At 31.3% G+C, this 12119-nt stretch carries 10 protein-coding genes, 1 tRNA gene and 2 rRNA genes; 11 read left to right on the top strand and 2 right to left on the bottom strand.

What is annotated here, in order from left to right; all coding sequences use genetic code 11:
* The 5 genes from BN1711_RS12155 to BN1711_RS12135 all read left to right on the top strand — a co-directional run.
* Nucleotides 1–2834: ribosomal RNA gene (locus tag BN1711_RS12155) — 23S ribosomal RNA — on the top strand; the annotation flags it as partial.
* Nucleotides 2835–2877: 43 nt separating this feature from the next.
* Nucleotides 2878–2994 (top strand): 5S ribosomal RNA (gene rrf / locus BN1711_RS12150).
* Between the two features lie 63 nt (nt 2995–3057).
* Complete coding sequence (locus BN1711_RS12145; protein ID WP_050608407.1) at nt 3058–4428, top strand: sodium-dependent transporter; 1371 nt, start codon at nt 3058–3060, stop codon at nt 4426–4428.
* A 68-nt stretch (nt 4429–4496) separates the two neighbouring features.
* Nucleotides 4497–5225 carry an NAD-dependent protein deacylase gene (locus BN1711_RS12140; RefSeq protein ID WP_050608406.1) on the top strand — a complete coding sequence of 243 codons (729 nt, stop codon included), beginning with the start codon at nt 4497–4499 and terminating at the stop codon, nt 5223–5225.
* Nucleotides 5226–5334: 109 nt separating this feature from the next.
* A tRNA-Cys gene (locus BN1711_RS12135) sits at nt 5335–5408 on the top strand.
* Between the two features lie 32 nt (nt 5409–5440).
* Here the strand turns inward: BN1711_RS12135 and BN1711_RS12130 are convergent.
* Nucleotides 5441–6358 carry a S66 peptidase family protein gene (locus tag BN1711_RS12130; RefSeq protein WP_050608405.1) on the bottom strand — a complete coding sequence of 306 codons (918 nt, stop codon included), beginning with the start codon at nt 6356–6358 and terminating at the stop codon, nt 5441–5443.
* Nucleotides 6359–6390: 32 nt separating this feature from the next.
* A complete protein-coding gene (locus BN1711_RS12125; RefSeq protein ID WP_050608404.1) occupies nt 6391–7332 on the bottom strand; it encodes a magnesium transporter CorA family protein in 942 nt (313 codons plus the stop codon).
* Nucleotides 7333–7630: 298 nt separating this feature from the next.
* On the opposite strand from BN1711_RS12125, the gene BN1711_RS12120 reads away from it, so the two are divergent.
* From BN1711_RS12120 to BN1711_RS12095, 6 genes are all read left to right on the top strand, one after another.
* Nucleotides 7631–8134, top strand: a complete 504-nt coding sequence (locus BN1711_RS12120) for a hypothetical protein (protein ID WP_050608403.1) — start codon at nt 7631–7633, stop codon at nt 8132–8134.
* A 262-nt stretch (nt 8135–8396) separates the two neighbouring features.
* Nucleotides 8397–8609: a sigma factor G inhibitor Gin gene (locus BN1711_RS12115; protein WP_050608402.1), complete on the top strand. Its 213-nt coding sequence runs from the start codon at nt 8397–8399 to the stop codon at nt 8607–8609.
* Nucleotides 8588–10039 carry an aminotransferase class I/II-fold pyridoxal phosphate-dependent enzyme gene (locus BN1711_RS12110; RefSeq protein ID WP_050608401.1) on the top strand — a complete coding sequence of 484 codons (1452 nt, stop codon included), beginning with the start codon at nt 8588–8590 and terminating at the stop codon, nt 10037–10039. Before BN1711_RS12115 ends, BN1711_RS12110 begins: the two co-directional genes overlap by 22 nt.
* 27 nt (nt 10040–10066) lie before the next feature.
* Complete coding sequence (locus BN1711_RS12105; RefSeq protein ID WP_050608400.1) at nt 10067–10744, top strand: dTMP kinase; 678 nt, start codon at nt 10067–10069, stop codon at nt 10742–10744.
* 87 nt (nt 10745–10831) lie between these two features.
* Complete coding sequence (locus BN1711_RS12100; RefSeq protein ID WP_050608399.1) at nt 10832–11161, top strand: cyclic-di-AMP receptor; 330 nt, start codon at nt 10832–10834, stop codon at nt 11159–11161.
* Between the two features lie 13 nt (nt 11162–11174).
* Nucleotides 11175–12119, top strand: coding sequence for a DNA polymerase III subunit delta' (locus tag BN1711_RS12095; protein WP_050608398.1), 945 nt, complete (start codon nt 11175–11177; stop codon nt 12117–12119).

Genomic DNA, 12119 nt, shown 5'->3' with positions numbered 1-12119 from the left:
CGATAAGCTTCGGGTAGCCGCAAATAGGCTGAGATCCGAAGATTTCCGAATGAGGAAACTCACATGGGTAACCCCATGTATCATATACTCAATACATAGGTATATGAGGGTAAACCCGGGGAACTGAAACATCTAAGTACCCGGAGGAAGAGAAAGAAAAATCGATTTCCTAAGTAGCGGCGAGCGAAAGGGAAAGAGCCCAAACCAGAAACTTGTTTCTGGGGTTGCGGATAGATCATAAACAAGTTTAGTTTTAACCGAAGAAAGCTGGAACGCTTTACCACAGAAGGTAATAGTCCTGTAGGTGAAAAGACGACACTTTAAGATCTACTCCAGAGTACCATAAGACACGTGAAACCTTGTGGGAAGCTGGGAGGACCACCTCCCAAGGCTAAATACTACCTAGTGACCGATAGTGAAGCAGTACCGTGAGGGAAAGGTGAAAAGAACCCCGGAAGGGGAGTGAAATAGAACCTGAAACCGTGTGCCTACAACCGATCGTAGCACGTTAATGTGTGACGATGTGCTTTTTGTAGAACGAGCCAGCGAGTTACGTTATGTAGCAAGGTTAAGTACTTAAGGTATGAAGCCGAAGGGAAACCGAGTCTGAATAGGGCGCTAAGTTGCATGATGTAGACCCGAAACCGGGTGACCTATCCATGGCCAGGATGAAGCGAAAGTAAAATTTCGTGGAGGTCCGAACCACGTTGGTGTTGAAAAACCATGGGATGAGCTGTGGATAGCGGAGAAATTCCAATCGAACTCGGAGATAGCTGGTTCTCCTCGAAATAGCTTTAGGGCTAGCGTCGTGTAATTGAGTAATGGAGGTAGAGCACTGAATGGGCTAGGGGCTGACAACAGTTACCGAACCCTATCAAACTCCGAATGCCATATACTTGTATCACGGCAGTCAGACTACGAATGATAAGATCCGTGGTCAAAAGGGAAACAGCCCAGACCATCAGCTAAGGTCCCAAAGTGTAAGTTAAGTGGAAAAGGATGTGGGATTTCTAAGACAACTAGGATGTTGGCTTAGAAGCAGCCACTCATTTAAAGAGTGCGTAATAGCTCACTAGTCAAGAGATCCTGCGCCGAAGATGTCCGGGGCTCAAACTTACCACCGAAGCTATGGATGTGTACTTCGTACACGTGGTAGAGGAGCTTTCTGTATGGGTTGAAGTCATACCGTAAGGAGTGGTGGACTGTACAGAAGTGAGAATGCTGGCATAAGTAGCGAGAAATAAGTGAGAATCTTATTGGTCGAAAACCTAAGGTTTCCTGAGGAAGGTTCGTCCGCTCAGGGTTAGTCGGGACCTAAGCCGAGGCCGAAAGGCGTAGGTGATGGACAATCGGTTGATATTCCGATACCACCCATTTGCGTTTGAGAAATGGGGTGACGCAGTAGGATAAGATGTGCGCACTATTGGATGTGCGTCTAAGCACTTAGACGTGCTTGATAGGCAAATCCGTCAAGCTTAGTTGAGGTGTTATGGGGAGCTAATTTTAGCGAAGTATCTGATTCCACACTGCCAAGAAAAGCCTCTATCGAGTAAATTGGTGCCCGTACCGCAAACCGACACAGGTAGGTGAGGAGAGAATCCTAAGACCATCGGAAGAATTGCTGTTAAGGAACTAGGCAAATTAACCCCGTAACTTCGGGAGAAGGGGTGCCTACGAAAGTAGGCCGCAGTGAATAGGCCCAAGCAACTGTTTAGCAAAAACACAGGTCTCTGCTAAAGCGAAAGCTGATGTATAGGGGCTGACGCCTGCCCGGTGCTGGAAGGTTAAGGGGAATACTTAGCGTAAGCGAAGGTATGAACTTAAGCCCCAGTAAACGGCGGCCGTAACTATAACGGTCCTAAGGTAGCGAAATTCCTTGTCGGGTAAGTTCCGACCCGCACGAATGGCGTAATGATTTGGGCACTGTCTCAACAGCAAATCCGGCGAAATTGTAGTGCAAGTGAAGATGCTTGCTACCCGCGATTGGACGGAAAGACCCCGTAGAGCTTTACTGTAGCTTAGCATTGAGTTTCGGTATTGTCTGTACAGGATAGGTGGGAGACTTAGAAGCTTGGGCGTCAGCCTAAGTGGAGTCAACCTTGGGATACCACCCTGACAGTACTGGAATTCTAACCGGCGGCCATGAATCTGGTCACGGGACATTGTTAGGTGGACAGTTTGACTGGGGCGGTCGCCTCCTAAAAAGTAACGGAGGCGCCCAAAAGTTCCCTCAGCGCGGTCGGAAATCGCGCGTAGAGTGCAAAGGCAGAAGGGAGCTTGACTGCGACACATACAGGTGGAGCAGGGACGAAAGTCGGGCTTAGTGATCCGGTGGTACCTCGTGGGAGGGCCATCGCTCAACGGATAAAAGCTACCTCGGGGATAACAGGCTGATCTCCCCCAAGAGTCCACATCGACGGGGAGGTTTGGCACCTCGATGTCGGCTCGTCGCATCCTGGGGCTGAAGTAGGTCCCAAGGGTTGGGCTGTTCGCCCATTAAAGCGGCACGCGAGCTGGGTTCAGAACGTCGTGAGACAGTTCGGTCCCTATCCGTCGCGGGCGTAGGAAATTTGAAAGGAGCTGTCCTTAGTACGAGAGGACCGGGATGGACCGATCTCTGGTGTACCAGTTGTCACGCCAGTGGCATGGCTGGGTAGCTATATCGGGACGGGATAAACGCTGAAAGCATCTAAGCGTGAAGCCCACCTTAAGATTAGATTTCCCATGACATAAGTCAGTAAGACCCCTAGAAGAACACTAGGTAGATAGGTTAGAGGTGTAAGCGTGGTAACATGTTTAGCTGACTAATACTAATAGGTCGAGGGCTTGACCAAAATATACTGTGCAGTTTTGAGAGAACATGTTCTTTCATTAGTATCTGGTGATTATGGCTTGAAGGTAACACCCGTTCCCATGCCGAACACGAAGGTTAAGCTTCAAAGCGCCGATGGTACTGCAGGGGAGGCCCTGTGGGAGAGTAGGTCGTTGCCAGATGATTAAAAGCACTAAGTATAGCTTGGTGCTTTTTTTATATTTATAAATTAAAGGGGTGAAGCAATGTCTAAGGAGGGTAATAGAGAAACCTTTTCTTCAGGTCTGGGAGTATTTTTTGCAACTTTAAGTTCAGCAGTAGGATTGGGGAATATATGGAAGTTTCCTTATTTAGTAGGAGAAAATGGTGGTGGTACTTTTTTACTTATTTACTTATTATGTGTTTTACTTGTAGGGATTCCATTAATGATTAGTGAATTTTATATAGGAAGGAAAACTAGAAGTAATGTTATTGGTGCAGTTAGTAAATTAAAACCTAATACTTCTTGGAGAAACATTGGATATGCGGGTATTATGGGAAGTTATTTCATAATTTTTTATTATACTACAGTAGCAGGATGGGTTTATTCTTATGTATTTAAATCAATAAAAGGTGATTTTAATAATTTAACATTAAATAGTGCCAATAATATTTTTACTAGTTCTATATCAAATACTATAGAGCCTATACTGTGGCAAATTTTAGTGATTGCTTTAGTATCAATCATATTAATATTAGGAGTTCAAAAAGGAATAGAAAAGGTTGCTAAAACTTTAATGCCAGTGCTATTTATACTTATTTTATTATGTTGTATAAGGTCATTAACACTGCCTGGAGCTAGCCAAGGAATAAAATTTTTATTTCATGTGGATTTTTCAAAAGTTACAGCAGATTCTATCTTAGTAGCTCTAGGACTTGCTTTTTTTAAGTTAGGAGTAGGTTCTGGAAGTATGGTGACTTATGGAAGTTACTTTACAGATGATAATAATATGATAGCTACTTCGGCAAAGGTTGCTGTATCAGATACATTAGTTTCTGTTCTTGCAGGTCTTGCTATATTTCCAGCAGTTTTTTCATTTAACATGGAACCAACAGCCGGTAGGGGGCTGTTATTTATGAGTATTCCTTTAGTATTTTCAAAAATTTTCATGGGGAAAATATTATTGACTATATTTTTTATACTTACAGCTATAGCATCTACTACAGCTATTATGTCAATATTTCAAGTGCTTATAGCTTATTATACAGAAGAAAAAAATATATCCTTGAAGAAAGCAGTTATTTTTAATGCTATTATAGTGAGCATCATAGGTAGCTTAGCTACTTTATCATCTAGTAATTTAGGATTATTATATAACTTTAAAATATTCGGCAAGACATTCTTTGATATATTTGATACTATGTCATCAAATATATTGTTACCGTTAGGGGGGCTTTTAACAGCTATATTTGTAGGATATGTTAATAAAAAACAAGATATAGTAAAAGAATTATCTAATAATGGAAATTTAAAAAATCAAAAAATAATAAACATATATTATTTTATACTTAAAACTATAACTCCTGTGTTATTAGTAATAATTTTCTTAAATTCTTTAGGAATAATTAAATTTTAATATAGAAAAATATAATTATATTAAATAATATATAATTATATTAGTTATATTTTGGAGGAGCTGATTTTATGCTTTTAAAAGAATTAAAAGACATAATAGATAATAGCAATAATATAGTATTTTTTGGTGGTGCAGGAGTATCTACTGAAAGTAATATACCTGACTTTAGATCTAATAAGGGATTATATAAAACCAAAAACAATTATTCCTATCCTCCTGAAGTTATGTTAAGTCATAGTTTTTTTGAAGAACATACAAGAGAATTCTATGAGTTCTATAAGAAAAAGTTAGTTTTTAAAGATGCTAAACCCAATTTGGCACATCTAGCCTTGGCTAAACTAGAACAACAAGGTAAATTAAAAGCAATAATAACGCAAAATATAGATGGATTACATCAGAAGGCTGGATCTAAAAATGTATTAGAACTTCATGGTAGTGTATATAGAAACTATTGTGTAGATTGTAATAAAAGCTATGATTTAGAGTATGTATTAAATAATAAAGAATCAATACCCAAGTGTTCAGTATGTGGAGGTTTAGTTAAGCCAGATGTAGTATTATATGAAGAAGCATTAAATATGAATACTATTTATGATTCTATTAAATATGTACAAAATGCAGATGTATTTATAGTAGGAGGAACATCACTTGTAGTATATCCCGCAGCTAATTTAGTGAATTACTATAATGGAAAAAAATTAATACTTATAAATAAGGGTATAACATCTTATGATGAACAAGCAAATTTAGTTATTCATGATAGCATAGGTTCTACTTTAGGTAAAATAATTAAATGATTTTATATATGAAAATCTTTTAGTTTTAAAAGATTTTCATTTTTTTATTTAAATTTGTGTTGACTATACACAAAAATTTTGTTATAATAAATAAGGTCAGTTGGAAAGTGGCGCTATAGCCAAGTGGTAAGGCAGAGGCCTGCAAAGCCTTTATCCCCAGTTCAAATCTGGGTGGCGCCTCCAAAAAAGCATTCTAGATTTATCTAGAATGCTTTTTATTTTATTATTTTAGAAATTACTTCTAAAGAGGAATTTTTACAATTTAATTTTATCTTAGCCCCTATAGGCAAAGTTAATTTGGGATAAGAATGTCCGGACATAAAATTTAGTAATGTAGGTTTATTTAATTTAACAATTCTGTCATATATTACCTCACTTGTTGTTAAACTTCTTTGATAATGAGGGAGGGTACAATTAGTAAATTGACCTACTATTATTCCTTTACAACTAGATAACTTATTACTAAGAATTAATTGAGTTAGCATTCTGTCTATTTTATAAGGAGGTTCTCCTATTTCTTCAATAAATAATATCTTATCTTTAGTATCTATTTCATATGGAGTTCCAATAGTATTGCATATCAAAGATAAATTACCACCTACTAAGGTACCTTCTATTACTTCATCAGTTATAGATTTCATTTGTACATCTGGTGGATTTTTTATAAAGTAAGGAGTTTTTGTATTCATGATAGTATTTAGAAAACTCTTTGTAGTAAATTCATCTTCGAATTTACAACTTACCATAGGACAGTGAAATGTAGGAAAATCACATTGAGAATAAAATAGGTTTAGTAATATAGTTATATCACTAAAACCGCCAAATATTTTTGGATTTTTTTTAATCATGTCCAAATTTAAATAAGGAAGGATACGCATGGATCCATATCCTCCTCTGGTACATAATATCATATCTACAGAGTCATCTAAAAACATATTCATTAAGTCTTTAGCTCTATCTTCATCGCTTCCCGCTAGGTGCCCCCATTTATTATAAACATATTTACCTTCCTTTATATTGAATCCTAAAGATTTTAAATAGTTTACTCCTTTTTTTAAATAATCTGTTTTAACTGGACTAGCAGGAGAAACTATTCCTATAGTGTCTCCTATCTTTAAATGATTTAAAATCATTAATAATCACTCCTATAGATTATAATATTTAATTAAAGTAGATCTTTTCTGCGAAGAAAAATAATAACTAGTATACAAATTATAACTGTTATTATATTAGTTATTAAAAATGCATTAGGTGTATTATTAAAAGGAATTCCTTTAACATTCATACCAAAAGATCCAAAAATTATATTAGGTATAGACATTACTATAGTGATGGATGCTAATAATTTCATAACTATATTTAGATTATTTGATATAACAGATGCAAATGCATCCATAGTACCACTAAGAATGTTACTATAAATATTCGCCATTTCTATAGCCTGTTTATTTTCTATAATAACATCCTCTAGTACATCTTGGTCTTCAGGATATTTTTGTATTAAATCTAATTTAAGCATTTTTTCTAGAGTTATCTCATTAGATTTTAAAGATGTAGAAAAATAAACCAAAGATTTTTCTAAAGAAAGTAATAAAATAAGTTCTTTATTTTTCATAGATTTGTGCAATTTTTTTTCAATCAATAAACTTTTTTTATCAATTTGTCTTAAGTATAGTAAGTAATAGCTAGCAATCCTATATAATATTTGTAAAATGAATCTAGATCTTTTAAAAGTATAAAAAGATTTTATTTTTGAATCCATAAAATCTGTTAATATTTTGCTATTTTTTAAACAAACTGTTATTAAAATTGTTTCTGTATAAATTATTCCTAAAGGGTATGTATCATAAGTTAAAGAGTTATCTTCCATTTCAGTAAAAGGAATATCTACAATAACTAATGTATTATTTTCTTCCGTTTCAATTCTTGAGGTTTCTTCTTCATCTAAAGCAGATTTTAAAAATTCCACTGGAATTCCGACCTCTTTAGAAATAAATTCTAATTCATCTTGGGAAGGGGCAACTATATTAATCCAAGCACCTGGTTCTATAGTATCCAATTGTTTTATTGTTTTATCTTCTTCTGTATTTTTATATATAGATATCATTGTTATCACCTCAACTGTTTATATTATATATTATGAATTTACTTTAATATAATGATTATTAATATATTTTAATATAATATGAATAAAATTTAAATGCTTGTTTATTTTTTAACTAAATATTATTTTAATTTACAGTAAAATGAAGAAAAACACTGAAATTCACTATAAAACTATGAAAAAACAAAATATATAAGCATAAATCATTATAAATCCTAAATATTCTGGTGGAATAATAATTAAAAGCTTAGTATAATCTCTATCGTAAAGATAATACGAGGAATTTTTCGGGGGGTTTTTTATGGGAAATATGTATAAGGAAACTATAATTAGAAAGAGAGTGCCAGTTCTATTATTTGTAATAATTTTATTAACTATATCCTTGTATTTAATGGAGTTTATAAAAGGGTTAAAAATTAATGTATATAACATACAACAAATACTGAATAATCTAATAATAGCATTCTTGATATTAATAAGTTTATTTGAAATAGTTAAATGTAAAGTTAGATATACTTATTTTATAATTGCAGATCAGTTTATTATACATAAGATAAAAGGTAGTGAAGATAAAGTAGTAGAAAATATAAAATTAAAAGATATTATTTACTTTGGCAAAACTAACAGAATAAAATCTAAATTTATGCTAACAAACTGCAAAAAATATACTTGCTCTTTATTTAATGGAGAGGCTTATTATTGCATATATAAAAAAGGAGATAAAACTAAAAAATTCTATTTTGAACCTAGCTATAACTTAATAAAAAAATTAGAATACTTTTCAAATAAGAGATTAGCAAGCTAATCTCTTATTTGCTCTAGAATAAATTAATTATTATTATACCCAAAATGAATTAAATAATTTATATTATCAATATATATAATAAATAATTAGTAAAAAATTAAATATATTATATATAGAGTATTGTTTTATATACAGGATAATCCTTAGAGAATATTTTAAAAAATATTTTAGTGAACAATATAACATTTTTTGGTGTATTGAATAAAATATATATTAAGGGGCAATAATTTAATTATAATAACTGAGATTAAGGGGGATATATATGAAAAAACAATACTGTATTATATGTGGTAAGCCTCTAAATAGTGGTATAATATTAAATGGCAAAGGTATTTGTAATGATTGTGAAAAAAGAATGATTAACACTAAAATGAATACAGATTTCTATGAATTTTATAAAGACTGTATAAGAAAAAATTTAGTTCATACGATTATAAAGGATGAGGAAATTAAATGTCAAAATTACCAATTATAAAAGGAGTTTTAAAGTATATAGAGGAAAATAATTTATTATTTTCTATGCCAGGACATAAAGGCGGAGCAGGATTTTTATATACTAAAGAAGGAAAAAGTTTTATGGAAAATATTATTAAGTATGATTTAACCGAAGTTGATGGTTTAGATAATCTTCATAATTCTGAAGGTATTATAAAAGAATCCGGCAATCTTTTAAGCCGGTTATATAATTCTAAAAAGTCATATTTTCTTGTAAATGGAAGTACTAGTGGCAATTTAGCTATGATTTTTTCTGCTTTTAAAGAAGGGGATAAGGTAATAGTAGAAAGAAATTGCCATAGATCTATTTTTAATGGCATAGTTATAAGAAAATTAAAACCTATATATATAAAAAATAAAATATATGATAAATTTAATGCTCCTTTAGCAATTGATTTGGAGCATTTTTTACTATTAATAGAAGAAAATAAAGATGCTAAGGGAATAATAATTACATATCCTAATTATTATGGTATATGTCCAAATTTACAACTTATAATTAATAAGGCTAAAGAGTGCGGTATGAAAGTATTAGTAGATTCTGCTCATGGAGCACATTTTGTAGCAACAGATAAGTTACCAGAAGATGCATTAAAATTAGGAGCAGATATGGTAGTTATGAGTGCACATAAAACATTACCAAGCTTAACTCAAACAGCGTTTTTACATATAGGAAAAAAGTGTGATATAGATATAAATAAAGTTGATTTTTTTGTAAGTTTATTTTTAAGTACAAGCCCTTCTTACATCTTCCTATGCTCCATGGAGTATAGTAGATTTTATTTAGATGAATACGGAAAAGATAACTATAATAAGTTTATAAAATTATGTGAAAGGTATAGAATAAAAATAAATAGTATACCTAATTTTCATGTAATAGGAGAAGAAGATAAAAAAATATTTAATTATAATTTTCAAAATGTAAAATATATAGATCCAACTAGATATGTAATAAATTTAAATAATGGATTAAGTGGATATAAATTATTGGATTATTTAAGAGAAAATAAGATTCAATGTGAAATGGCGGATTCATCTAATATAGTTTTAATATTATCTCCTTTTTATAGAGAAAAAGAAATGGAGAAATTATATAATTGTATTAAAAATTGTGATTGTAATTCTTTGAAGAGTGATGAAATAAAAACAGTAAAATATTTAAATGACTTAAATAATCAACAAAAATTATTACCATTTCAGGTTATAGACAAGGATAGTCAATGGATAGATATAAAAGAATCGGTAGATAAGATAAATTATAATAGTATAGTACCTTATCCTCCAGGTGTACCTATCATAATGCCAGGAGAATTAATTACTAAAGAAATAGTAGATGCTATATGTTATTATATTTATGTGGGAATAGATGTATTAGGAATACAAAATAACAAGATTCAAATAATTAAGTAAATTATAAGTTTTTGTGGAGGAAACTATATGAATAAAGGTAAATTAATAGTTATAGAAGGTACGGATGGAAGTGGTAAAGCCACACAAACTAGTATGTTATATGAAACATTTTTAGGTAGAGATTTAAAAGTAAAAAAAGTTGAATTCCCAAATTATAAAAGTGACTCATCATCTCTTATAAAAATGTATTTGAATGGAGATTTTGGAGATAAACCAAATAGCGTTAATGCTTATATTGCATCTACTTTTTATGCTGTAGATAGGTTTGCATCTTATAAAGTAGAATGGGAGAATTTTTATAACGAAGGAGGTATTATATTAGCAGATAGATATACTACATCTAATATGATACATCAAGGAGCTAAGATAGATGATGAAAAAGAAAAAGATTATTTTTTAAGATGGTTATGGGATTTGGAATTTAATAAAATCAAACTTCCTAAACCAGATTGTGTAATATTTTTAGATATGCCTCCCAAATATAGTAAAAAGCTTATGAGTAATAGAGCAAATAAATTTACTGGTGGCAAAGAAAAGGATATTCACGAAAAAAATGATATATATATAAAAAATTCTTATGATAATGCAAAGTATATTGCAAACAAATATAATTGGTATAGAATTAATTGTGTAGATAATGATAAAGTGAAAACTATAGATGAAATACATAAAGAAATAGTTAATAAACTAAAGGAATTTATATAAATTTATTAAGTATATACTTATAAATAATTGTAAGTATTAAAAAAAATATAAATTAATAATGGGTATTTCTTTAAGGAGGTATTTTATATGAAGTTAATTATAGCTATAGTCCAAGATGATGATTCTGGAGAATTAGTAGAGGAATTAACAGATTCAAACTTTAGGATCACAAAATTAGCTACTACCGGTGGATTTTTAAAATCAGGTAATACTACTCTTATGATAGGAGTGGATGAGGAAAATGTTGATGCAGTGGTTTCAAAGATAGAGGATATATGTAAAAAGAGAAAACATATGATTACATCACCTTCACCTATAACTGAATCAACAGGAGTTTATGTCCCATATCCTATAGAAGTAGAGGTTGGAGGAGCTACTATTTTTGTAGTAGATGTAGATAATTTTATTAGAGTTTAACGGAGGGATAATATTGAATTTGGATACAATAATAGGACATGAGAATATAAAACATCAATTAAAAAATGCTATAGAGAAGGGAAGATTTTCTCATGCTAGTATTATTGTGGGGGAAGATGGAATAGGAAAAAGTTTAATAGCTAAAGAAATAGCTAAAATGCTTATAAATAGGCATGAAGACAGAGATTATGCGGATATAGTAGAATTCAATATAAAAGATAAGAAGTCTATAGGTATAGATGATATAAGATTAATAATAGAAGAAATAAGTAAAAAGCCTATAGAAGGCAATAAAAAAATAGTTATTATGTATAAGGCACATTTAATAACAGAAGTAGCTCAAAATGCATTTTTAAAAACTATAGAGGAACCTCCAGAAGGAGTTTTTATAATTCTTTTATGTGAGAGTATAAAAAAAATGCTAGATACGATAGTATCAAGATGCGAGATTTATAAATTAAGTAAACTAAACTTCCAGCAAATGAAAAAATTTGTAGAGGATAAATATAATAATTTAACTAAAGATGAGATAAATTCTATAATTGTATTTAGTGATGGTATACCTGGAAGAGTAGAAAAATTTATAGAAGATCAATCCCTTCAAGAAATAAGAGAATTCACATTAAATATTATAAAAGATGTAGATAATATAGATAGCTATAATTATATATATAAACATGAACCTTGGCTTTTAAAATATAAAAATAATTGGGAAGAAATACTTACCTGTTTTTTAAGCTATCTTAGAGATGGATTAATTTATAAAGAAACAGGTAAGGAGGATTTTCTATTAAATATAGATAAGAAAGATGAAATTAAGTATATTTCTGAAAAATTTTCTTTTATAAAATTAAATAAAATGATAAGTATAGTAAATAATACACAAGATAAATTAAGTAGTAATGTGAATTTTTCTTTGGTATTTGATGAGATGCTTATAAAAATGCGGGAGGTATAG

This window comes from Clostridium niameyense (genome assembly GCF_001243045.1).
Classification (GTDB): Bacteria; Bacillota; Clostridia; order Clostridiales; family Clostridiaceae; genus Clostridium_F; species Clostridium_F niameyense.
The sequence above is the reverse complement of the archived record's forward strand: the minus strand, read 5'-3'. Positions and strand labels throughout refer to the sequence as shown.

What these genes read in the sequence shown, in the direction of transcription:
- BN1711_RS12145 (WP_050608407.1), top strand. Translation starts at nt 3,058, where the DNA reads ATGTCTAAGGAGGGTAATAGAGAAACCTTTTCTTCAGGTCTGGGAGTA.
- BN1711_RS12140 (WP_050608406.1), top strand. Translation starts at nt 4,497, where the DNA reads ATGCTTTTAAAAGAATTAAAAGACATAATAGATAATAGCAATAATATA.
- BN1711_RS12130 (WP_050608405.1), bottom strand. Translation starts at nt 6,358, where the DNA reads ATGATTTTAAATCATTTAAAGATAGGAGACACTATAGGAATAGTTTCT.
- BN1711_RS12125 (WP_050608404.1), bottom strand. Translation starts at nt 7,332, where the DNA reads ATGATATCTATATATAAAAATACAGAAGAAGATAAAACAATAAAACAA.
- BN1711_RS12120 (WP_050608403.1), top strand. Translation starts at nt 7,631, where the DNA reads ATGGGAAATATGTATAAGGAAACTATAATTAGAAAGAGAGTGCCAGTT.
- BN1711_RS12115 (WP_050608402.1), top strand. Translation starts at nt 8,397, where the DNA reads ATGAAAAAACAATACTGTATTATATGTGGTAAGCCTCTAAATAGTGGT.
- BN1711_RS12110 (WP_050608401.1), top strand. Translation starts at nt 8,588, where the DNA reads ATGTCAAAATTACCAATTATAAAAGGAGTTTTAAAGTATATAGAGGAA.
- BN1711_RS12105 (WP_050608400.1), top strand. Translation starts at nt 10,067, where the DNA reads ATGAATAAAGGTAAATTAATAGTTATAGAAGGTACGGATGGAAGTGGT.
- BN1711_RS12100 (WP_050608399.1), top strand. Translation starts at nt 10,832, where the DNA reads ATGAAGTTAATTATAGCTATAGTCCAAGATGATGATTCTGGAGAATTA.